Raw genomic sequence first — 19,870 nt, 5'->3', positions numbered from 1 at the left:
GGCTCCACGCCGGGCGGTCGCACTTGTTCGCCGCACTCTGGAAACACCGCTCGACCCGCAACACCTCGCTGAACCCTGCTGGAGATGTACCCGTGCCCCTCAATACCGCTCCCGTCCACGACCACCTGCTGGAAGCGGCCCCCGCCCAGGTGAGCGACGCCCAGGCCGCTGCCATCGCCGAGGAATACTTCGGCCAGCGCGGCGCGCTGCACCGCCTCGCCGGCGAACGCGACCTGAATTTCCACATCGCCCACGGCCATGGCGACGATCGCCTGCTGAAACTTTCCCACCCGCTGGAAGACTCGCAGGTGGTGGACTTCCAGACCCGCGCCCTGCTCCGCGTCGAGGCCGAAGACCCGACCCTGGCGGTCCAGCGCGTCTATCCCTCATTGAATGGCGAACACCAGATTCCCATCACCGTCGACGGCCAGCCGATGATTGCCCGGCTGTTCTCCTTCGTCGACGGCGTCCCACTGCACCGCGTCGTGCAACGCAGCCGCGCCCTGCGCGAAAACCTGGGCGACGACCTGGCCCGCCTGGGCCTGGCGCTCAAGGGTTTCGAGCACCCGGCCACCGCCGGCCACGAGTTGCTCTGGGACCTCAAGCACGCCTCGCGCCTGCGTAACCTGCTGACCTACATCGAGGACCGCGAGCAGCGCGCGCTGGTCGAACGCTTCCTCGACAACTTCGAGCGCCATGCCCTGCCCCGCCAGGCCTCGCTGCGCGCCCAGGTCATCCATAACGACCTCAACCCGCACAACGTCATCGTCGACGCGCAGCACCCGGACCAGGTGCGCAACATCCTCGACTTCGGCGACATGGTCCATGCGCCGCTGATCAACGACCTCGGTGTCGCCGCCGCCTACCAGGTGGGCGAACCGGACGCACCGCTGGCCACCGCTTGCGAAATGATCGCCGCCTACCACCGCCGCTGCCCGCTGCTGGTCGAAGAACAGGAAATCCTCGCCGACCTGATCGCTACGCGCCTGATTATGACCCTGAGCATTACCGCCTGGCGCGCCAGCCTGCACCCCGAAAACCGTGACTACATCCTGCGCAACACCCGCCATGCCTGGCAGAGCCTGCAGGGCCTGGCCGGCTTGAGCCGGGGGCAGGCGCAGGAGCAGATCGCCGCCGCCTGCGCCAACGCGAATCAACAGGAGCCCCGCCCATGACCATGCCCAACGGATTCAACGCCGCCGACGCCGAGCGCCTGAGCGAACAGGAACGCCGCCTGATCGAGCGCCGCGCGCGCCTGCTCGGCCCGGCCTACCGGCTGTTCTACGAGCGCCCGCTGCACACCGTGCGCGGCGAGGGCGTGTGGCTCTACGACAACCAGGGCAACCGCTACCTCGACGCCTACAACAACGTCGCCTCCATCGGCCACTGCCATCCGCGCGTGGTGCAAGCCATCGCCAACCAGGCAGCGCTGCTGAACACCCACACCCGCTACCTGCAGGAAGGCATCCTCGACTACGCCGAAGACCTGCTCGCCACCTTCCCCGACGGCCTGGACCAGGTGATGTTCACCTGCACCGGCAGCGAAGCCAACGACCTCGCCCTGCGCATCGCCCGCCAGTACACCGGCGGCACCGGCGTGATCATCACCCGCTTCGCCTACCACGGCGTCACCGGCACCATCTCCGAGCTGTCGCCATCACTCGGCGCCGGCATCACCCTCCCCGCCCACGCGCGCACCGTGATTGCGCCGGACGCCTACCGTCTGGGCGCGGAGAACGTCGGCAAGCGGTTTGCCGATGACGTACGCGCCGCCATCGCCGACCTGCGCGCCCACGGCATCAAGCCCGCCGCCCTGCTGCTCGACGGCATCTTCGCCAGCGACGGCGTGCTGGCAGGGCCGGCCGGCTTCCTCGCCGAAGCCGTGAAGGTCGCCCAGGACGAAGGCCTGCTCTACATCGCCGACGAAGTGCAGAGCGGCTTCGCCCGTACCGGCGACGCCATGTGGGGCTTCCAGCGGCATGGCGTGCAACCGGACCTGGTCACCCTCGGCAAACCCATGGGCAACGGCCAGCCTATCGCCGGCGTGGTGGTGCGCCCGGAAATCCTCGAAAGCTTCGGCCGCGAAGTGCGCTACTTCAATACCTTCGGCGGCAATCCGGTGTCCTGCGCCGCGGCCCAGGCGGTGCTCGACGTGATCCGCGACGAGCAACTGCTGGAGCGCTCCCGGCGCATCGGCACCTTCCTCGCCGACGGTATCCGTCAGTTGGCGGAACGCCATGAGATGATCGGCGACGTACGTGGCGCGGGACTGTTTCTCGGTGTCGAACTGGTCACCGACCGTGCAGCCAAGACACCCGCCGCCGATCAGACACGCCACGTGGTCAACGGTATGCGCGAACGCGGCGTACTGATCAGCGCGGCCGGGCCGCTGGAGAACATCCTGAAGATTCGCCCGCTGCTCGCCTTCGAGCAGGAGCATGCCGAGCTGTTCATCGACTGCCTGGACAAGACCCTGAAGGACGTTACCGCCTGAGGCTTTCCTCCCCCAGAAACGGCGCGGGCCGCGATGATCACTCATCGCGGCCCGTTTCAATTGGGCTGTCGAAAGAATCAGAAGCGTACGCCGACATTGACCATCGCGGCGGCATTGCCCAGCACCACGAATTCGGCGCCGACCGGGCCGTAATGCGCACCGACCGACGGAATGATCGCTGGCGCTACGCCCAGGTGGTTGAGCGGAATCTTGTCGCGGTACTCACCGCGATAGCCCTGCAGCGCACCGCCGGTGACCTTGGCGTAGAAGGGCGTGCCGTCCCAGTCGAAGCGCTTGCCGGCATAGACATAGTTGGAGCGCTGGCTGAAGGAGTTCTTGAAGGTCGCACCGCCCCAGACCACGCCATCGGCGCGATTGCGCTCAAGGCCAATCAGCTCCTGGTGGTTGTTGTGGTCCGGGTCGTGGTTCCAGTGGGTGGTATAGACGCTGGTCTGCAGGTACCAGAAGCCCCCTTCTTCGGCCATGGCAATGCCACAGCCGAACAGGACCAGCGCGGCAATCAACAGGCGGCGCATGGGGCGTCCTCCGCTCAGATAGTGACGCGGCTGGCGCCGTTGACGGTCATGATGCGGACGCGATCACCGATGCGGAACTGCTGGTTCGCATCGACCGCCTGCACATAGGCGCGGGTACCACCGTCGTCCTCGCGGACCACGATTTCGACGCCCTGGGTGCGGGTGATGCCCTCTTCCACTGCCGAACCCGCTGCGCCACCCGCGACGCCACCGAGAATGGTGGTGATGGCCTTGCCACGGCCGCCACCGATGGAGTTGCCGGCGATGCCGCCGACGGCGGCACCGGCGAGGGTGCCGATGGGGGTCTTGGTTCCCTCGATCTGTACCGGGCGCAGCGACTCGATGGTGCCCATGCGCACGTTCTGCACGGCGCGGGCGTCGGCACGGGAGTAGGAGGAACCCGACAGGTTGGAAGCGCAGCCGCTCAGCAGAGCGGCGCTGGTGAACAGAGCGGTCAGCAGCAGAGTGGGACGGTTCATGGTAGTTACCTCGGAAGGCTCTCAAAAGTGATGGTGAAAGCCTAACGATCAGTCCCTGAACTCCCCCTGAACCCTCTCTGAACCATCGCTGAACGAAGCTGAACGAAACCTCTGTCAGCCTTCCAGAGCGACCAACTGCATCCGGCTGCGCTCGAACCAGCGCAGCAGATAATCCGCCAGCAGCTGCGTGCGGCGCGGCAGGCGGCTCTGGTAGGCATGGATGAGAAACACCGGCTGGGTCCGGGTCTGGTAGTCGCGCAGCAGCCAGACGAGGCTGCCGTCAGCCAGTTCCTGCTGAATCATGTAGGACGGCAGCCGGCTGATTCCCGCGCCGGCCAGCGCCGCCTTCTTTAGCAGGGTGTAGTGGTTGCTTGCCAGCAGGCCCTTCACCGTCACGCGGAACAGTTCGTGATGACGCTGGTAGAGCCAGACGTCGCTGTCCTGGTAATGGGTGTTCTGCAGGCAGGAATGCCCGGCCAGCTCCCCCGGTACCTCCGGCACACCGTGTTCGGCGAGGTAGTCCGGGGTGGCACAGGTCAACTCCTGCAGGGCGAACAGCGGCCGTGCCACCAGGCGCTCGTCCACCGCCAGGCTGCCGGAGCGGATCGCCAGGTCGAAGCCATCGGCCACCAGGTCGCGGCGTTCGTTGGACAGGTCCAGCTCCAGGCGGATTTCCGGGTACTGCCGGGAAAACTCCATCAGCCACGCATCGAAGAAGGTCTCGCCCAGGGAGACCGGCACACTCAGGCGAACCTTGCCCTGCGCCTCCTCCTGCAACGCCAGCACCGCCTGCCGCGCCCGCGCAGCCTGGGCATTGAGCGCCTGGGCCTCGGGCAACAGCGCGGCGCCCGCGGCGGTCAGCGACAGGCGTCGGGTAGTGCGGTGCACCAGCGTCGTGCCCAACGCCTGCTCCAGCGCGGAAATCCGCTTGGACAACTGGCCCTTGCTGCACCCGAGCTTCTCCGCCGCACGGGTGAAGCTGCCGCACTCCAGCAGCACGGCAAACGCGGAAAGGTCTTCCAGATCGCTGGCGATTGTTTCCATATGAAAACCAAAGGTTACCGATTGGCGTGATTATCTGAACAGGAGACCACTCTACTCTGAAGCCGTCTTCAGCCAAATCCCTTCGGAGCCTTCATGAAAATCATCCTGATCGGTGCCAGCGGCACCCTCGGCCAAGCCGTCGCCAACGAACTGGGCCAGCGCCACGAGATCGTTCGCGTCGGTCGCAACAGCGGCGACTATCGCGTGGACATCACCGACAGCGCCTCTATCCGTTCCCTGTTCGAACAGATCGGCGGGTTCGACGCGCTGATCAGTGCCGCCGGCAAGGTGCACTTCGGCGCGCTTGCGGAAATGGGCGAGGCGGAAATGGCCGTGGGCCTGAAGGACAAGCTGATGGGCCAGGTGAACCTGGTGCTGGTCGGCAGCCGGTACGCCAACGACGGCGCCTCCTTCACCCTCACCACCGGCATCCTCAGCGAACAGCCCATCGTGCTGGGCAGCTCGGCCAGCCTGGTCAACGGCGCGGTGGAAGGCTTCGTGCGCAGCGCCGCCCTGGAGCTGCCGCGCGGCCAGCGGATCAACGCCGTGAGCCCGAACGTGCTGGTGGAATCGATGGAAGGCTACGCCCCGTTTTTCCGCGGCTTCAAGCCGGTGCCGGCCGCCGACGCCGCCCTGGGCTTCGCCCGCAGCGTGGAAGGCAAGCAGAGCGGGCAGGTGTACAAGATCTGGTAACCGGCGAACTCTGTCGCCCCGTGCAGGAGCGGGCCGTGCCCGCTCCTGCACGGTCATTCTGACTTGCCCGCGTAGCAAACAGGCGAGCTGCCCTCGCCCTGCTCCTCCAGCGCGTCTTCGAGGAACTCCGCCAGCACCTGGGCATTGTTGTGCGCTTCGTCCTTGGCTGCGTAGAGCAGCGTCAGCGTGCCCTTTCGCGCGAGGTCGAGCAGCCCCATCCAGTGCTCGGGGTGGGCGTTCAGCTCGCCGTGGTAAGCCTTGCGGAAGTCCTCGAACAGGCTCGGGTCATGGTGGAAGCGCTGGCGCAGTTCGTTGGACGGCGACGCCTCCTTGGCCCACCGCTCCATGTGCAGGTCTTCCTTGCGAATCCCCCGCGGCCACAGGCGGTCCACCAGCACCCGCTGGCCGTCCTCCTTCGCCGCCGGTTCGTAGGCGCGCTTGCAACGAATCATCCGAAATACTCCTCGTCCGTGGCATTGCCCTTGAGATGACCGGCCGTGCTGGGTAACGTGGGCCCACTTTCGAGGGAGCCCGTTCCATGCGATCCAGCCGTTTCATTCTCTTCAGCCTGCTACCCCTGTTCGCCGCCTGCCAGGTGTGGACGCCGAACAAGACCGATCTTAACGCCTCGACGCGCCTGCAGGGCGAGCTGAGCCGGCTGGATGGCAAGCTGGTCTTCCGCACCTGCACCGAGCAGCGTCGCTTCAGCATCGAGGATACCGGCAACACCGGCCTGCCCCGCGATGCGCTGGAGATGTTCAACGACGGCGCCACCTCGCTCTATGCCGACCTGCGCGGCAGCTTCAGCGGCAGCAGCGCCCAGGGCACCGACGGCAAGCTGGAAGTGGCCAAGGTCTACCGCCTGCAGAACGAAGGCTCCGGCTGCGACGACCCGAACTTCAAGCGCGCAGTGGTCCGTGCCCACGGCAACGAGCCGGGCTGGAGCGTACTGGTGAACGGCCAGGGCATGCTGATCGAGCAGCCCGGCAAGCAATCGCTGGTCCTGCCCTACATCGCCGAGGGCGTACCCGACGGCAGCACCAGCTACTCCAGCGAGGCCAATGGCGAGAAGGTCGAGCTGTGGGTCGCGCCGGCGCGTTGCCAGGACAGCATGAGCGGCGCCCTGAGCAACCTGTCCGCCGAACTGCGCCTGGACGACAAGGTGATGCGCGGCTGCGCCTATCCGGGCGGCTCCAGCGGCGACTGATCGCCGCCGGCGGGGCTCAGACCAGCAGCCCCGCCGCCACCAGCCGCGCCTTCAGTACGGCAAATTCCTCGTCGTACTCCCAATAGGCCAGCCGGCCATCGCTGGCGGTCACCAGCACGTACTTCTCGCTGATCGACTGGATGCGCTCGACGCGCACCAGCTTCTCGACGAAATCCGGGTCCGAGACCTGCTCGATCACCTCGCGATTCTGCTCGTCGTAGCCGTGCATGATGAACGCCGCGCGGACCTTCAGACTGATGAAGCTCATACTGTCATTTCTCCTCAAAGGGCCGCGTCGGCCGCGTGCAGAGCGTGGAGCGCCGTAGTGTCGAACAGCGGCACCGTGGCGTCCGCCGGGCCGACCAGCAGGGAAATCTCGGTGCAGCCCAGGATCACCGCCTCGGCGCCCTGCTCCACCAGCGCAGCGATGATGCGCTGGTACTCGCCCCGCGACTCATCGCGAATCCGCCCCAGGCACAGCTCCTCGTAGATGATCCGGTGCACCACCTGACGGTCGCCCTCGTTCGGCGTCAGCACCTTCAGCCCGAACCTCTCCACCAGGCGATCCCTGTAGAACGCCTGCTCCATGGTGAAGCGCGTGCCGAGCAGGCCGACCGTAGCAACGCCCGCCGCGCGGATCGCCTCGGCAGTAGGGTCGGCGATGTGCAGCAGCGGGATGTCCACCGCCGCCTCGATGGCCGGCGCCACCTTGTGCATGGTGTTGGTACAGAGCACGAGGAAATCCGCGCCGGCTGCCTGCAGCGAGCGCGCCGCGTCCGCCAGCATGCGGCCGGCGGCGTCCCAGTCAGCAGCATGCTGCAGGCGCTCGATCTCGTGGAAGTCCACGCTGTACAGCGCGACCTTCGCCGAATGCAGGCCGCCCAGGCGTTCCTTGATGCGTTCGTTGATCTGCCGGTAGTAGGGAATGGTCGATTCCCAGCTCATGCCGCCAATCAGGCCGATGGTCTTCATGGACATGGTTCACTCCAGTCCGATGCAGGGCAGCTCGCCGGGCAACGCCGCGCCCTGCTCAGCGCACTGGCGCACGGCCTCGATCAGCGGATCGAGGTCGAAGCCCTGGGAAATCAGCCACAACGGGTTGTAATAGGTGGTCTCGTAGCGCTCGCCGCCGTCGCAGAGGATCGCCACCACCGAGCCGCTCTCGCGCCGCGCCACCATTTGCCGCGCCACCAGCAGGGCGCCGATCAGGTTGGTGCCGCTGGAGCCACCGACGCGCCGGCCCAGGCGTTGGGCCAGGTAGTGCATGGCCGCCAGCGACAGGTCATCCGGCACCTTGCAACAGGCGTCGAGCACCTTGGGCAGGAACGAGGCTTCCACGCGCGGGCGGCCGATGCCTTCGATGCGCGAGCCGTAGCTCAGGGTCAGGTCGCGGTCGCCGGTGCGGTAGGAATCGAAGAACACCGAGCGTTCGGCGTCTGCGCAGAGCACGCGGGTGTCATGCCGGCGGTAGCGGGCGAAGCGCCCCAAGGTCGCCAGGGTGCCGCCGGTACCGGGGCTGGAGACCAACCAGGAGGGCTCCGGGAAACGCTCGTGGCGCAATTGCTGGAAGATCGACTCGGCGATGTTGTTGTTTGCCCGCCAGTCGGTGGCGCGTTCGGCGTAGGTGAACTGGTCCATGAAGTGGCCGCCGGTTTCCTTCGCCAGGCGCTCGGACTCGGCGTAGATCTGCGTCGGGTCTTCCACCAGATGCGCCTGGCCACCGTAGAAGGCGATCTGCGCGATCTTCTCCTTCGAGGTACTGGCCGGCACCACGGCAATGAACGGCAGGCCCAGCAGCCGCGCGAAGTAGGCCTCGGAGATCGCCGTCGAGCCGCTGGACGCCTCGATCACCGGCGCGCCCGGCTTCAGCCAGCCGTTGCACAGCGCGTAGAGGAACAGCGAACGTGCCAGGCGATGCTTGAGGCTGCCGGTGGGGTGGCTCGATTCGTCCTTGAAGTACAGGTCCACGCCCGGTAGGCCGGGCATCTCCAGGGGGATCAGGTGGGTATCGGCGCTGCGCTGGAAATCCGCTTCGATGATGCGGATCGCTTCGCGGGTCCAGTTGCGTTCCTGGGTGGCCATCGTGTCGTTCTCCTGGCAGGGCAAGCGATTCAACAGGTTCAGTCCAGCACACCGGCGGGCGTTGTGGGCGGCGTGCTGCGCCATTGGCTGAGGGCGACACCGGCGAACACCAGACCGGCGGCCAGTGCCTGCTGGCCGCTGAGTACCTCGCCCAGTAGCAGCGCGGCGAAGATCAGGGTGAACACCGGGATCAGGTTGATGAAGCCGGTCGCCTGGCTCGCCGGCAGGCGGCTGACGCCGAAGTTGTACAGCCCATAGGCTCCGACGGTAACCACGCTGCCCAGGTAGACCAACGAGAACCAGCCGGTCGGCCCGGGCGCTGGCGGCAAGCCGGAGGTCGCCAGTGCCAGCGGCAGGAAGAACACCGACCCGATGAACGCCTGCATGGCGGTGAGGATGAAGGGCGAGTAGCGCGCCGACAGGTGCTTGAGCAACAGCGTGTAGCCGGTGGCGCAGAGCATCGCCAGCAGTTCGTAGAAATTGCCCAGCAGCGGATTGGGCGCGTGGCGGTCCGGCTCGCTGGCCAGGGTCAGCCAGAGCGAGCCGAGCACCGCCAGGGCGAAGCCCAGCCAGGTGTTGCGGGCGATTTTCTCATGCAGCAGGAAAAACGCGCCGACCGCCACCAGCAAGGGCAGCAGCGCGGTGATCATCCCGGCCTGCGCGGCGCTCGTCTGCTGCAGCGCCAGGGACTCGAAGATGAAGTACAGGCAGGGCTCGCAAGCGGCCAGCGCCAGCAGCCATTTCCAGTCGCCGGGGCGGTAATCGATGCGCCCGCGCCAGCGCCAGGCGGCGATGAAGATCAGGCTGCCCAGCGCCATACGGGCGAAGATCACCCACATGGCCGGCATTTCCTGGAAGGCGAACTTCAGCGCGATGAAGGAACTGCCCCAGAGCGCCATGGCCAGCACCAGGCACGCGAGGGCGAACGGCCGGGATTGCTGCACGGGACGCTCCAGTCAAAAGGTCCCCGGAGTATAGGAGGCGCGCACCGGCGGCCGACAGGTACAGAATCGTGGGGAAACTGTATGGGCCGGATTCGAACGGTAGGAGCGAGCTTGCTCGCGATCAAACTCACCGGCGGCTCCGGCGCTGGGGCGGTTCGCGAGCAAGGACTAGACGTCCCCCTCGGTCCCACGAAGAGCCCCGCCTCCCCGACTCTGGATTTGGATTTGGCGCTTAAGGTCTTCCAGAGAAATATCCGCACGCGCCGACTGCCCCGTTCAGGAGGTCTCGTTGAATTGGAGTTTCCGGGGTTGAGCGACATGGATGTCGCGAGAGCGCTGTCGGGCCAGGGATGGTCCGTCAGCGCGCGCCCCTGAAACTTCAATTCAACGAGGGTATTTTTCGCCTAAGCGAAAAACCGGATGTCCAGGGCAAGACCTTTGCCTCCTTGGGGTCGTTTGCCAAAGGAGGTCGCCCGAGGGGGGCGAAACACAGACTTCACGCGCGCGCCGAAGCGGCGCAAAGCACCCAATCCACAAGCATCGCAAACAATCACTCCCAGGGCTTGCCCCTGGTCCCCCGCTCCACCGGCACGCGCTGCTGCATCGCCGCCTTGGCCAGCAGGTGCGCGCTCACCGGCGCGGTGATGAAGAGGAACACGGTGATCAGGATCTCATGCAGGCTGACGCCCTCCCCGCGCGTGCTGAAGTACAGCAGCGATGCCAGCACCACGCCGCCCACGCCCAGGGTCGAGGCCTTGGTCGGGGCGTGCAGGCGCGTGTAGAAGTCCGGCAGCCGGTACAGGCCGATGGCGCCGAGCAGGGCGAACAGGCTCCCCGCGAGCAGCAGCAGGCACACCAGCGCCTCAACGATCATGTCGCCATTCATTCGATGATGTCTCCGCGCAGCAGGAACTTGCACAGGGCCACGGTGCTGACGAAACCCATCACCGCAATCAGCAGCGCCGCCTCGAAGTACAGACCGCTGCCCTTCCAGATGCCGAACAGCACGATCAGCGCGATGGCCTCCACTGACAGGGTGTCCAGGGCCAGGATGCGGTCCGCCACCGACGGTCCGCGAACCAGCCGCGCCACGGTGAGCAGCACGGCGATGCCCAGCAGCGCCAGGCAGATCGGGATCACGATGCCGAGCATGCGAACACCTCCTTCAGCGGCGCTTCGTAGCGCGCCTTGATGTCCGCCACCAGCGCCTGCGGGTCGGGCACATCGATGCCATGGACCAGCAGCGTGCGGCGGTCGGCGGACAGATCGGCGGAACAGGTGCCCGGGGTCAGGGTGATGACGCTGGCCAGGATGCTGATGGCGAGGTCATCGGTCAGCTCCAGGGGAATCTCGACGAAGCCCGGCTGCAGCTTCGCCTTCGGCCCCAGCACCAGCTTGGCCACCTGCAGGTTGGCGACCACGATGTCGTAGAGCACCAGGCCGATGAAGCGCAGCAGCAGGCCCGGCCGCTGGATGCGCGGCGCGGCCAGCAGCAGGTTGCGGCACAACAGCGGGATGGCCAGGCCAAGGAACGCGCCGAGCAGCCAGTGGCCGAGGGAGAAGTCGTTGACCAGCAACAGCCAGCTCAGCAGCAGCACGCCGCTGAGCAGCGGGTGCGGAAGGATGCGCCGGATCATGCGCCACCTCCCAGCAGGATAGCCTGGCGATAGAGCCCGGCATCCAGCAACTGCGCGGCGGTTGCCTGTGCATAGGTGATCAGCGGCCGCGCGGCGACCACCATCAACAGCGCGCTGGCCAGCAGGCCGAAGGTCGCCAACATCTTCACCGGTTCGCGATTGGCGCTGCCCAGCACGCTCAGCCCCGTACGCCAGAACAACGTGCTGCCGGCGCGGCTCAGCGCGACGATGGTGACCAATGCGCTGATCAGCACCACGCTCCACAGTGCGATGGCTTCGCTGCCCCCGCTTACCGAACGCAACAGCATCAGTTTGCCGAGGAAGCCGGACAGCGGCGGCAACCCGGCCACGGCGATAGCGCCGAAGAAGAACGCGCCACCCAGCAGGTGCGGTTGCAACAGCGCCGGGCCCTGTACCAGTCGGCCACCCTTTTCGCCCCGCTGGCGGGCAATCAGGTCAGCCAGCAGGAACAGGCCGCCGGCGACCCAGATGCTGTGCAGCAGGTAGTAGAGCGCGGCGGACAGCGCCTCCGGCGTGCCCAGCGCGATAGCTGCCAGCAGCGTACCGGCGGAGACCACCACCAGATAGGACAGCAGGCCTTGCAACGTGGTCGCCGCCAGCGCGCCCAGCGCACCAGCGACGATCCCGGCCAACGCCAGCGGCCAGAGCCAGGCTTGTGCCAGGTTCGCCAGTTCGCCGGCCTGGTCGCCGAAGATCAGCGTGTAGACCCGCAGGATCGAGTAGATGCCGACCTTGGTCATGATCGAGAACAGCGCCGCCACTGGTGCGCTGGCCTCGGCATAGGCTTTGGGCAGCCAGAAATACAGCGGCAGCAGCGCCGCCTTCAGGCCGAAGACCACCAGCAACAGCAACGCCGCCGCACGCACCAGCGGCGCCTGCTCGGCGCTCAACTGGGCCACGCGCTCCGCCATGTGCGCCATGTTCAGGGTGCCGGTGATGCCATAGAGCGTGCCCACCGCGAGGAGGAAGAACGCCGAGCCGACGAGGTTCAGCACCACGTAGTGCATGCCTGCACGCACCCGCCCTGCCCCACCGCCGTGCAGCAGCAACGCATAGGAGGCGATCAGCAGGATCTCGAAGAACACGAACAGGTTGAACAGGTCGCCGGTGAGGAACGCCCCGTTCAGACCCAGCAACTGGAACTGGAACAGCGCATGGAAGCGCTTGCCGCGCCGGTCGTCGCCACGCACCGCGTAGATCAGCGAGAGGCTGGCAAGCAGCGCGGTGGCGGCAATCAGCAGCGCGCTGAGGCGGTCCAGCATCAGGATGATGCCAAACGGCGGCTGCCAGTTGCCCAGGGCATAGAACTGCACCACGCCGCTGTCGGCCTGCTGCAGCAAGACGGCGGAAAGCGGCAGCAGCGCCAGGGTGGCGAGCAGCGACAGGCCGCGCTGCAGGCGCTCGTTCACGAGCAGCAGTGCGCAACCGGCGAACAGCGGCAGCAGGACCGGAAGAATCAGCCAGTGGTTCATTGGCTTTGCTCTCCTGCGTGACCATCACCGCCATCCACATGGTCGCCGCCGGTTTCCGCCAGCCCGCGCAGGGCCAGGACGATGACGAACGCGGTCATGGCGAAACCGATGACGATGGCGGTCAGCACCAACGCCTGGGGGATCGGGTCCCCGGCGTTGGCGACCTTGCCGATCACCGCCGGGTCGCCGGCCAGCCGGCCCATGGCGAAGAGGAACAGGTTGACCGCGTAGGACAGCAAGGTCAGCCCCAGCACGACCGGGAAGGTACGCGCACGCAACAGCAGGTAGACGCCGCTGGCGGTCAGCAGGCCGAGGGCGATGGCAAACAGCGCTTCCATCAGGGCGCCTCCTTGGACAGCAGCGGCTCTCTTGGCTCTAACAAGGGGGGTGGCGCAGTGACCGAACCGAGGCCCGAGAGGATCAACAGCGTCGCACCGACCACGGTGAAGTAGACACCCAGGTCGAAGAGCATGGCGGTGGCCAGCTCGATGTCACCCACCAGCGGAATGTGGACGTGGCCGAACGCCGAGGTGAGGAACGGGAAACCGAAGAACCAGGCGCCCAGCCCGGTCAGCCCGGCGATCAGCACGCCGAGGCCGGCGAGGCGGCTGTAGTCCAGCGGCAGGCGCGTGCTCACCCAGCGGCTGCCGCAGGCGATGTACTGGAGGATCAGCGCCACCGAGGTGATCAGGCCGGCGATGAAGCCACCGCCCGGCAGGTTGTGCCCGCGCAGGAAGATGAACACCGAGACCAGCAGTGCCAGCGGCAGCAACAGGCGCGACAGCGTGGCAAGGATCGGCGGGAAGCGGTCCTTCGCCCAGGCACGGCCTTCGTCATCCTGCTCGCGGCGCAGCAAGCGCAGGCCGTCGAGCAGCGCGAAGATGCCGACCGCCGCGATCGCCAGCACGGTGATCTCGCCGAGGGTATCGAAGCCGCGGAAGTCGACCAGGATCACGTTCACCACGTTGTGCCCGCCGCCACCGGAGACGCTGTTTTCCAGGTAGTAGCCGGCGATGCTGTCGTAAGGGCGCGTGAGGACGGCGTAGGCCAGCAGCGTGACCATCAGACCGGCGCCGACGGCGATCAGGAAGTCGCGCAGGCGGCGCAGGCTGCTGGAGCTTTTCGGCGTGCGCGCCGGCAGGTAGTACAGCGCCAGCATCAGCAGGACCATGGTCACCACTTCCACCGACAGCTGGGTCAGCGCCAGGTCCGGCGCGGCGAAGCGGGCGAAGGCCAGCGCCACCAGCAGCCCGGCGATGCTGAGGATCACCAGCGCGGTCAGGCGCTGGCGGTGGAACCAGACAGTGAGCGGCCCGGCGATGGCCAGCAGGACCAGGCCCAGCGCGGTGATGCCATCCAGCGGCGTCTGCGCGCGGTCACCCTCGATAGCAGGCAGCGGCGCGAGGCCGGCGAATACCACCACCACCGCGGCCAGCACCAGCAGCATGGCGTAGCGCTGCAGCGAACCGTTCTCCAGGTAACCGGTGACGACCGTCGCGAAGCGCACCACGCGCTGCACCTGCTGCTCGAACACCTGCTTGGCGTCCATCGCCGGCAGCCCGGCATACCAGTCGAACAGCGGCTTGCGCAGGACATAGAGCAGCACGCCACCGGCGGTGGCAACGAAGCTCATCACCAGCGGCGCGTTGAAACCGTGCCAGATCGCCAGGCTGTACGCCGGCAGCGCACCGTTCAGGCTGGATGCAGCGGCGCCGGCCAGCAGCGGACCGACGGTCAACGACGGCAGCACGCCCACCAGCAGGCAGATCAACACAAGGATCTCCACCGGCACCTTCATGTAGCGCGGCGGCTCGTGGGGATGCGGGTTGGGCAGGTTGATCGGCTCGCCGTTGAAGAACACGTCGTGGATGAAGCGCACCGAGTAGCTCACCGAGAACAGCGCACCCACGGTCGCCAGCGCCGGGATCACCCAGTTGAAGCTGCCCATCATGTTCTGCGCCAGGGTCTCGCCGAAGAACATCTCCTTGCTGAGGAAGCCGTTGAGCAGCGGCACGCCAGCCATGGACGCCGACGCCACCATCGCCAGCACGGCGGTGTGCGGCATGTACTTCCACATGCCGTTGATGCGGCGCATGTCGCGGCTGCCGGTCTCGTGGTCGATGATCCCGGCGGCCATGAACAGCGAGGCCTTGAAGGTCGCGTGGTTGATGATGTGGAAGATCGCCGCAACGTTGGCCATGGGAGAATCCAGGCCGAACAGCAGGGTGATCAGGCCCAGGTGGCTGATGGTCGAGTAGGCCAGCAGGCCCTTGAGATCGTTCTGGAACAGCGCCATGAAGGCGCCCATCAGCAGGGTCGCCAGGCCGGTCAGGCTGACCAGGTAGAACCACAGGTCGTTGCCCGAGAGCAGCGGGTACAGGCGCGCCAGCAGGAACACGCCGGCCTTCACCATGGTTGCCGAGTGCAGGTAGGCGGAAACCGGCGTCGGTGCCGCCATCGCATGGGGCAGCCAGAAATGGAACGGGAACTGCGCGGACTTGGTGAACACGCCCAACAGCACCAGGCACAGCGCCAGCGGGAACAGCGGGCTGGCCTGCAGCACCTCGCGGGCGCCGAGCACGGTGGAGAGTTCGTAGCTGCCCACCACATGGCCGATCAGCAGGATACCGGCGAGCAGCGCCAGGCCGCCGCCACCGGTGACCGCCAGGGACATGCGCGCGCCCTTGCGCGCATCCGAGCGATGTCCCCAGAAGCCGATCAGCAGGAACGACGACAGGCTGGTCAGCTCCCAGAACACCAGCATCAAGAGCAGGTTTTCGCTCAGCACCACGCCGAGCATGGCGCCCATGAACAGCAGCAGGAAGGCGAAGAAGCGCCCGGCGGGCTCCTTATCGGACAGGTAATAGCGCGCGTAGAGGATCACCAGCAGGCCGATGCCGAGGATCAGCAAGGCGAACAGGAAGCCCAGGCCATCCAGGCGCAGGCTGAGGTTCAGGCCCAGCTCCGGCAGCCAGTCCAGGCGCTGGACCTGCGGCTCGGCACCCAGCACCGAGCGCTGGCCCATCAGCAAGACAAGACCCAGCAGCGGCACCAGCCCAGTGGCGGTGGCGCAGGCGGTCCGGCCGAAACGCTCGGCCAGCAGCGGCAGCAATACCCCGAAGAAAGGCAGCGCGATGATCAGCGCCAACGTCATGACCCACTCCTTTTCACCGCCGGACGGCGTTCAGACAGGCAACACCGCACACAGGCGGCCGGCTTGCAAAGGCGACGATTATCCATATCTATCGATTATGCGTCATGGATTGAAGTATTACGAAAATACAGGCCTGAGCCGCGCCCGCATTGAGCTGCGCCGGATTTTACGATCCCCCAAACGATAGCGCGCGACAGTCGAAACGACTGTCGCGCGCTGGGTTTCGCTGGCTGCCACGAACCGGGCAGCCGGTAGCCGGTCAGTGAGCGACGCGGCTGGTACCGTTGACGGTCAGGATGCGCACGCGCTCGCCGACACGGAACACGGCACCTTCGTCGACCTGCTGGACGTAGGCGCGGGTGCTGCCATCGTCTTCGCGGACGGTGATTTCCACGCCCTGGGTGCGGGTCAGGCCTTCTTCGGTGGCTGCACCGAGCAGGCCGCCGGCCACGGCGCCGATGATGGCGGTGACATAACTGCCTCTGCCGCCACCGATGGCGCTGCCACCGATACCGCCGACCGCGGCGCCGGCAACGGAGCCGATCGGAGTCTTGGTGCCTTCGATCTTCACAGGACGAAGAGCCTGGATAGTACCCATGCGAACGTTCTGCACGGTACGTGCTTCTTCACGGGTGTAGGTGTCGCCGGTCAGGCTGGACTGGCAACCGCCGAGAGTCATGGCCAGGGCGGCGAAAGTCACGGCGATGAGGGCAGTTTTACGCATTAGGGAACCTCCGAGTAGGGCTACGGCTATTAGACTCCGACGGCAGCCCGCGTGTCACGCCAGGTCGTGAAACAGCTGATCTCGATTCAGCTTTCGTACAGTTTGTGCCAGATACGCCGAAAACGCCTGCCGTAGCTCAGTTTTTCGTGCAGAGGGATCGGTTAGGCTGGTGCCCGCCCCAGAAGCGCCCCACACGGACACCCCACATGGACTACTTCATCATCGTCGTCACCACCGCTGCCGGCCTGTACTTCCACTGGTGGATCTACTGGCGCATCCGCCGCTGGATGGACCGTGACCTGGCGCTGTCGCTGGCCGGCGATGACCCGCAAAAGCGCGGCTACCTGCTCGAACGCCTGGCCGATGCCAAGCGCCAGAAGGTGAAGCGCCGCGACCTGCCCGACTGGCTGCAGCGCGCCGCCGACGACTACCGCGCGGCCTGAGCGAGTGACCAGAAGCGCGCCAGTGCCTCCGCGCGGTTCTCGAGTTCCTGCGCCGCCCGTGCACAGGCATCCGCCAGGGTGATAGGCCCTGGCGCCAGGCTGAACGCCGCCGCGATCCCGACGTCCCGCAACTCGGCCAGTCCTTCACCGACGCTGCCCGCCAGCGCGATCACCGGCACGCCCGCGCGACGCGCCACATGGGCCACGCCCACCGGCGTCTTGCCGTGCAGGCTCTGGCCATCCAGCCGGCCTTCCCCGGTGATGACCAGGGATGCACCTGCCAGCGCCGACTCGAGCGCCGATAGTTCGGCAATCAACTCGATGCCCGGACGGAAGCGCGCCTTGAGGAAGGCCCGGCAAGCGAAGCCCAGGCCGCCAGCCGCACCAACGCCAGGAAACAGGCTGTGGTCCTGCCCCAGGGCCAGCGCAGCGACTTCCGCGAAACGCTTGAGGGCGGCATCCAACTGCTGCACCTGGGCCGGGGTCGCGCCCTTCTGCGGGCCGAATACCGCTGAAGCGCCGTGGGCGCCGCACAGGGGATTGTTCACGTCGGCAGCGACTTCGATCTCGACCTGGCCCAATCGCGCGTCGAGGTTCGACAGATCGATGTGCTCCAGTTCCGCAAGCTGCGCACCACCGGCGCCCAACTGCCGGCCCTGGGCATCACGGAAACTCGCACCCAGCGCCTGTAGCAGGCCCAAGCCGCCGTCGTTGGTGGCGCTGCCGCCCAGGCCGATGATGATCTTGCTCGCCCCGGCATCCAGCGCTGCGCGAATCAGCTCGCCGGTGCCCCGGCTGGTGGTTCGGGTGGCGTCGCGCTGACCTTCGGGAACCCAGTGCAGGCCGCTGGCGGCGGCCGTCTCGATCACTGCCGTGGCGCCCTCCAGCCAGCCCCAGTGGGCCTTCACCGGTTGCTCCAGCGGGCCGCAGACATCCAGCTCGCGGCGCTCGCCCGGCCGCGCTGCCAGCACGGCGTCCACCGTGCCCTCGCCGCCGTCGGCCATGGGCCGCAGCACGGTTTGGTCGCCGGGCCGCGCGCGCAACCAGCCACGGGAAATGGCCTCGGCGACATCAGGGGCCGAGAGGCTTTCCTTGAAGGAGTCGGGAGCGATGACGACTTTCATGGGGGCAGGTCTGCCGTGCAGGAAGATGAAGGGCATCCTACACCGCCAGCGCAGATCAGCACCCGCGGAAGCAGGCCCTGCCCGCGATCCACCGGCAGGGCCTGCGCTGGCGACAGGACACGGTTACTGCGGGACCGATGAGCCCATCGCAGGAGTCGAGGGCAAGGCACGCTTTTGCCGAGCCCCTGGGTCAGATCATGGTGCCAGGCGCTCGCGAACCCAGACGCCGTTTTCGTTGCGGAAGTTGAGGCGATCATGCAGGCGGCTCGGGCGGCCCTGCCAGAACTCGATGCGGCTGGGCAGCAGGCGGAAGCCGCCCCAGAAATCCGGGCAGCTCGGCGCCGTGTCAGCAAAGCGCTGCTTGGTTTCTTCCAGCAGTTGCTCCAGCTCGCCACGGCCATCGATCACCCGGCTCTGCGGCGACGCCCAGGCCCCCAGGCGGCTGCCCAGCGGGCGCACACGGTAGTAGGCGGCTGACTCTTCGGCGGACACCTTCTCGACCTGCCCTTCGATACGGACCTGCCGCTCCAGGGCCGGCCAGAAGAAGGTCATGGCCGCACGCGGGTTCTCCCCGAGCTGCTGACCCTTGGCGCTTTCGTAGTTGCTGAAGAAGGTGAATCCGCGCTCGTCCAGCCCCTTGAGCAGGAGCACGCGGCAGTGCGGCTGGCCGTCAGCGTCCACGGTGGCGAGCATCATCGCGTTGGGTTCGACCGGCAGTTGCTCGGTCTTCACCGCGTCCTCGAACCACTGGTTGAACAGGCTGAACGGCTCGGCGGGCGCCTGGGCCTCGGTCAGTCCGTCACGGGTATATTCGCGGCGCATATCGGCCAGGGTCTGGGCCATCGGAAATCTCCTGCAGAAGAAGTTCTTTAGCTTATCCAGACTTGCGCCTTCGCGCTTGATCCACGACAAGCGTCATTCCAGGCGGAATGACGCTTCGCGCGCGCCGGATCAGTTGGACTGGGCGAGCGCCAGCAGGCTGGTGCGCTGGGTCACCAGCACTTCGACACGGCGGTTCAGCGCACGGCCTTCGGCGCTGGCGTTGTCGGCGCGCGGCAGGCTCGAGCCAACGCCCTTCAGGCGCAGACGGTCGGCACCCAGGCCGCTGAGGCGGAAAATCGAGGACACCGCCTGGGCACGCTGCAGGCTGACCTTGTCGTTGGTCGCCTTGTCGCCCGAGCTGTCGCTGTGACCGAGCACCAGCACACCACTCTCCGGATCGTTCTGCAGCATCTTCGCCACGTTGCCCAGCGGCGCCAGGGTGATCGGCAGCAGCAGCTCAGGACGCTTGGGGTTGAAGGAGCCTTCTACCGGCGCGATCAGCACCAGGGCATTGTCGCGACGCTCAACGGTGAACTTGCTGCCCGCAACAGCGGCGCGCAGCGACTGCTCATGCTGATCCAGCCATTCCTTGCTGACCTTGGCATCCTGCGGCTTGGCGGCCTTGTCGGCGCCCGGCTTGCTGTCGCTCACGCCGAACGGCCACCACCAGTGGCCACCGGGCTGCTTGCTGCCCGCGTCGGCGACTGCCGGCGTTTCAACGGGCTTTTTCTCCGGCGCGGGCGCAGCGGCAGTCTCGTCGCCACCGAACGGCCACCACCAGTGGCTGGTACCTGCGGCCGGCTTGGCCGCTGCGGCGCTTTCCGACGCCTTGGCCGGGCCGCTGGCCTGATCCTGGGATTGGAACTGGCTGCAGGCGGAAAGGCCAACGCAGAGGGCAAGGGTGGAGACTTTCAGCGAATTCGAGAACGGCACGTTCATGGGGGCGATACCATCAGTCGGAACATGAAGAGAGGCCGGGCGCGACTGGCAGGCA

Annotated in this window: 23 protein-coding genes; 5 read left to right on the top strand and 18 right to left on the bottom strand. The window is 66.8% G+C overall.

What is annotated here, in order from left to right; genetic code table 11:
- Positions 1–92: 92 nt before the first annotated feature.
- Complete coding sequence (locus AC1ZV1_RS08025) at positions 93–1,175, top strand: phosphotransferase (protein ID WP_484296238.1); 1,083 nt, start codon at positions 93–95, stop codon at positions 1,173–1,175.
- Positions 1,172–2,494 (top strand): aspartate aminotransferase family protein, encoded by a 1,323-nt coding sequence (locus AC1ZV1_RS08020; protein ID WP_484296237.1) that lies wholly within the window; start codon positions 1,172–1,174, stop codon positions 2,492–2,494. Before AC1ZV1_RS08025 ends, AC1ZV1_RS08020 begins: the two co-directional genes overlap by 4 nt.
- 77 nt (positions 2,495–2,571) lie before the next feature.
- Here AC1ZV1_RS08020 and AC1ZV1_RS08015 read toward each other — a convergent pair whose 3' ends face one another.
- The 3 genes from AC1ZV1_RS08015 to AC1ZV1_RS08005 form a co-directional block, all read right to left on the bottom strand.
- Positions 2,572–3,030, bottom strand: coding sequence for a sn-glycerol-3-phosphate transporter (locus tag AC1ZV1_RS08015; protein WP_484296236.1), 459 nt, complete (start codon positions 3,028–3,030; stop codon positions 2,572–2,574).
- A gap of 14 nt (positions 3,031–3,044) precedes the next feature.
- Positions 3,045–3,509: an outer membrane lipoprotein gene (locus AC1ZV1_RS08010; RefSeq protein WP_484296235.1), complete on the bottom strand. Its 465-nt coding sequence runs from the start codon at positions 3,507–3,509 to the stop codon at positions 3,045–3,047.
- Positions 3,510–3,623: 114 nt separating this feature from the next.
- Positions 3,624–4,553: a LysR family transcriptional regulator gene (locus tag AC1ZV1_RS08005; protein WP_484296234.1), complete on the bottom strand. Its 930-nt coding sequence runs from the start codon at positions 4,551–4,553 to the stop codon at positions 3,624–3,626.
- Between the two features lie 93 nt (positions 4,554–4,646).
- Between AC1ZV1_RS08005 and AC1ZV1_RS08000 the strand changes: the two genes are divergently transcribed.
- Positions 4,647–5,246, top strand: coding sequence for a short chain dehydrogenase (locus AC1ZV1_RS08000; protein WP_484296233.1), 600 nt, complete (start codon positions 4,647–4,649; stop codon positions 5,244–5,246).
- 53 nt (positions 5,247–5,299) lie between these two features.
- Here AC1ZV1_RS08000 and AC1ZV1_RS07995 read toward each other — a convergent pair whose 3' ends face one another.
- Positions 5,300–5,698, bottom strand: a complete 399-nt coding sequence (locus tag AC1ZV1_RS07995; protein ID WP_484296232.1) for a DUF488 domain-containing protein — start codon at positions 5,696–5,698, stop codon at positions 5,300–5,302.
- Positions 5,699–5,784: 86 nt separating this feature from the next.
- On the opposite strand from AC1ZV1_RS07995, the gene AC1ZV1_RS07990 reads away from it, so the two are divergent.
- Positions 5,785–6,453, top strand: coding sequence for a COG3650 family protein (locus AC1ZV1_RS07990; protein WP_484296231.1), 669 nt, complete (start codon positions 5,785–5,787; stop codon positions 6,451–6,453).
- Positions 6,454–6,469: 16 nt separating this feature from the next.
- Here AC1ZV1_RS07990 and AC1ZV1_RS07985 read toward each other — a convergent pair whose 3' ends face one another.
- The 11 genes from AC1ZV1_RS07985 to AC1ZV1_RS07935 all read right to left on the bottom strand — a co-directional run bounded on the left by AC1ZV1_RS07985 (position 6,470) and on the right by AC1ZV1_RS07935 (position 16,487).
- Positions 6,470–6,721 (bottom strand): hypothetical protein, encoded by a 252-nt coding sequence (locus tag AC1ZV1_RS07985; protein WP_484296230.1) that lies wholly within the window; start codon positions 6,719–6,721, stop codon positions 6,470–6,472.
- A 14-nt stretch (positions 6,722–6,735) separates the two neighbouring features.
- Positions 6,736–7,425, bottom strand: a complete 690-nt coding sequence (locus AC1ZV1_RS07980; protein WP_484297525.1) for an aspartate/glutamate racemase family protein — start codon at positions 7,423–7,425, stop codon at positions 6,736–6,738.
- A gap of 9 nt (positions 7,426–7,434) precedes the next feature.
- Positions 7,435–8,535 (bottom strand): PLP-dependent cysteine synthase family protein, encoded by a 1,101-nt coding sequence (locus AC1ZV1_RS07975; protein WP_484296229.1) that lies wholly within the window; start codon positions 8,533–8,535, stop codon positions 7,435–7,437.
- A gap of 38 nt (positions 8,536–8,573) precedes the next feature.
- Entirely contained in the window at positions 8,574–9,479 is a 906-nt protein-coding gene (locus AC1ZV1_RS07970) for a DMT family transporter (RefSeq protein ID WP_484296228.1), read from the bottom strand.
- Between the two features lie 550 nt (positions 9,480–10,029).
- Positions 10,030–10,365: a Na+/H+ antiporter subunit G gene (locus AC1ZV1_RS07965; RefSeq protein WP_484296227.1), complete on the bottom strand. Its 336-nt coding sequence runs from the start codon at positions 10,363–10,365 to the stop codon at positions 10,030–10,032.
- Positions 10,362–10,631 (bottom strand): K+/H+ antiporter subunit F, encoded by a 270-nt coding sequence (locus AC1ZV1_RS07960; protein ID WP_138212555.1) that lies wholly within the window; start codon positions 10,629–10,631, stop codon positions 10,362–10,364. The genes AC1ZV1_RS07965 and AC1ZV1_RS07960 overlap by 4 nt, the downstream gene beginning before the upstream one ends.
- The gene (locus AC1ZV1_RS07955; protein WP_484296226.1) at positions 10,616–11,116 is read right to left on the bottom strand and encodes a Na+/H+ antiporter subunit E; all 501 of its coding nucleotides are present in this window, start codon (positions 11,114–11,116) and stop codon (positions 10,616–10,618) included. Before AC1ZV1_RS07955 ends, AC1ZV1_RS07960 begins: the two co-directional genes overlap by 16 nt.
- Positions 11,113–12,609, bottom strand: coding sequence for a monovalent cation/H+ antiporter subunit D (locus tag AC1ZV1_RS07950; RefSeq protein ID WP_484296225.1), 1,497 nt, complete (start codon positions 12,607–12,609; stop codon positions 11,113–11,115). The genes AC1ZV1_RS07955 and AC1ZV1_RS07950 overlap by 4 nt, the downstream gene beginning before the upstream one ends.
- Positions 12,606–12,947 carry a Na+/H+ antiporter subunit C gene (locus AC1ZV1_RS07945; protein ID WP_484296224.1) on the bottom strand — a complete coding sequence of 114 codons (342 nt, stop codon included), beginning with the start codon at positions 12,945–12,947 and terminating at the stop codon, positions 12,606–12,608. The genes AC1ZV1_RS07950 and AC1ZV1_RS07945 overlap by 4 nt, the downstream gene beginning before the upstream one ends.
- Entirely contained in the window at positions 12,947–15,763 is a 2,817-nt protein-coding gene (locus tag AC1ZV1_RS07940) for a monovalent cation/H+ antiporter subunit A (protein WP_484296223.1), read from the bottom strand. The genes AC1ZV1_RS07945 and AC1ZV1_RS07940 overlap by 1 nt, the downstream gene beginning before the upstream one ends.
- A 259-nt stretch (positions 15,764–16,022) precedes the next feature.
- Positions 16,023–16,487, bottom strand: a complete 465-nt coding sequence (locus AC1ZV1_RS07935) for an outer membrane lipoprotein (RefSeq protein WP_192436074.1) — start codon at positions 16,485–16,487, stop codon at positions 16,023–16,025.
- Positions 16,488–16,693: 206 nt separating this feature from the next.
- Here AC1ZV1_RS07935 and AC1ZV1_RS07930 point away from each other — a divergent pair, with 206 nt between their 5' ends.
- On the top strand, positions 16,694–16,930 hold the full coding sequence (locus AC1ZV1_RS07930) for a hypothetical protein (RefSeq protein WP_484296222.1): 237 nt from the start codon (positions 16,694–16,696) through the stop codon (positions 16,928–16,930).
- Here the strand turns inward: AC1ZV1_RS07930 and AC1ZV1_RS07925 are convergent.
- The 3 genes from AC1ZV1_RS07925 to AC1ZV1_RS07915 form a co-directional block, all read right to left on the bottom strand.
- A complete protein-coding gene (locus AC1ZV1_RS07925; protein WP_484296221.1) occupies positions 16,915–18,054 on the bottom strand; it encodes a glycerate kinase in 1,140 nt (379 codons plus the stop codon). The genes AC1ZV1_RS07930 and AC1ZV1_RS07925 overlap by 16 nt on opposite strands.
- Positions 18,055–18,249: 195 nt before the next feature.
- Positions 18,250–18,897 carry a pyridoxamine 5'-phosphate oxidase gene (gene pdxH / locus AC1ZV1_RS07920; protein ID WP_484296220.1) on the bottom strand — a complete coding sequence of 216 codons (648 nt, stop codon included), beginning with the start codon at positions 18,895–18,897 and terminating at the stop codon, positions 18,250–18,252.
- A gap of 108 nt (positions 18,898–19,005) precedes the next feature.
- Entirely contained in the window at positions 19,006–19,815 is an 810-nt protein-coding gene (locus AC1ZV1_RS07915; RefSeq protein WP_484296219.1) for an OmpA family protein, read from the bottom strand.
- Between the last annotated feature and the right edge of the window lie 55 nt (positions 19,816–19,870).

The sequence above is a fragment of the Pseudomonas sp. BB438 genome (genome assembly GCF_057180225.1).
This window is presented reverse-complemented; position numbering and strand designations above follow the sequence as displayed.

What these genes read in the sequence shown, in the direction of transcription:
- AC1ZV1_RS08020 (WP_484296237.1), top strand. Translation starts at nt 1,172, where the DNA reads ATGACCATGCCCAACGGATTCAACGCCGCCGACGCCGAGCGCCTGAGC.
- AC1ZV1_RS08015 (WP_484296236.1), bottom strand. Translation starts at nt 3,030, where the DNA reads ATGCGCCGCCTGTTGATTGCCGCGCTGGTCCTGTTCGGCTGTGGCATT.
- AC1ZV1_RS08010 (WP_484296235.1), bottom strand. Translation starts at nt 3,509, where the DNA reads ATGAACCGTCCCACTCTGCTGCTGACCGCTCTGTTCACCAGCGCCGCT.
- AC1ZV1_RS08005 (WP_484296234.1), bottom strand. Translation starts at nt 4,553, where the DNA reads ATGGAAACAATCGCCAGCGATCTGGAAGACCTTTCCGCGTTTGCCGTG.
- AC1ZV1_RS08000 (WP_484296233.1), top strand. Translation starts at nt 4,647, where the DNA reads ATGAAAATCATCCTGATCGGTGCCAGCGGCACCCTCGGCCAAGCCGTC.
- AC1ZV1_RS07995 (WP_484296232.1), bottom strand. Translation starts at nt 5,698, where the DNA reads ATGATTCGTTGCAAGCGCGCCTACGAACCGGCGGCGAAGGAGGACGGC.
- AC1ZV1_RS07990 (WP_484296231.1), top strand. Translation starts at nt 5,785, where the DNA reads ATGCGATCCAGCCGTTTCATTCTCTTCAGCCTGCTACCCCTGTTCGCC.
- AC1ZV1_RS07985 (WP_484296230.1), bottom strand. Translation starts at nt 6,721, where the DNA reads ATGAGCTTCATCAGTCTGAAGGTCCGCGCGGCGTTCATCATGCACGGC.
- AC1ZV1_RS07980 (WP_484297525.1), bottom strand. Translation starts at nt 7,425, where the DNA reads ATGAAGACCATCGGCCTGATTGGCGGCATGAGCTGGGAATCGACCATT.
- AC1ZV1_RS07975 (WP_484296229.1), bottom strand. Translation starts at nt 8,535, where the DNA reads ATGGCCACCCAGGAACGCAACTGGACCCGCGAAGCGATCCGCATCATC.
- AC1ZV1_RS07965 (WP_484296227.1), bottom strand. Translation starts at nt 10,365, where the DNA reads ATGAATGGCGACATGATCGTTGAGGCGCTGGTGTGCCTGCTGCTGCTC.
- AC1ZV1_RS07960 (WP_138212555.1), bottom strand. Translation starts at nt 10,631, where the DNA reads ATGCTCGGCATCGTGATCCCGATCTGCCTGGCGCTGCTGGGCATCGCC.
- AC1ZV1_RS07955 (WP_484296226.1), bottom strand. Translation starts at nt 11,116, where the DNA reads ATGATCCGGCGCATCCTTCCGCACCCGCTGCTCAGCGGCGTGCTGCTG.
- AC1ZV1_RS07950 (WP_484296225.1), bottom strand. Translation starts at nt 12,609, where the DNA reads ATGAACCACTGGCTGATTCTTCCGGTCCTGCTGCCGCTGTTCGCCGGT.
- AC1ZV1_RS07945 (WP_484296224.1), bottom strand. Translation starts at nt 12,947, where the DNA reads ATGGAAGCGCTGTTTGCCATCGCCCTCGGCCTGCTGACCGCCAGCGGC.
- AC1ZV1_RS07940 (WP_484296223.1), bottom strand. Translation starts at nt 15,763, where the DNA reads ATGACGTTGGCGCTGATCATCGCGCTGCCTTTCTTCGGGGTATTGCTG.
- AC1ZV1_RS07935 (WP_192436074.1), bottom strand. Translation starts at nt 16,487, where the DNA reads ATGCGTAAAACTGCCCTCATCGCCGTGACTTTCGCCGCCCTGGCCATG.
- AC1ZV1_RS07930 (WP_484296222.1), top strand. Translation starts at nt 16,694, where the DNA reads ATGGACTACTTCATCATCGTCGTCACCACCGCTGCCGGCCTGTACTTC.
- AC1ZV1_RS07925 (WP_484296221.1), bottom strand. Translation starts at nt 18,054, where the DNA reads ATGAAAGTCGTCATCGCTCCCGACTCCTTCAAGGAAAGCCTCTCGGCC.
- pdxH (WP_484296220.1), bottom strand. Translation starts at nt 18,897, where the DNA reads ATGGCCCAGACCCTGGCCGATATGCGCCGCGAATATACCCGTGACGGA.
- AC1ZV1_RS07915 (WP_484296219.1), bottom strand. Translation starts at nt 19,815, where the DNA reads ATGAACGTGCCGTTCTCGAATTCGCTGAAAGTCTCCACCCTTGCCCTC.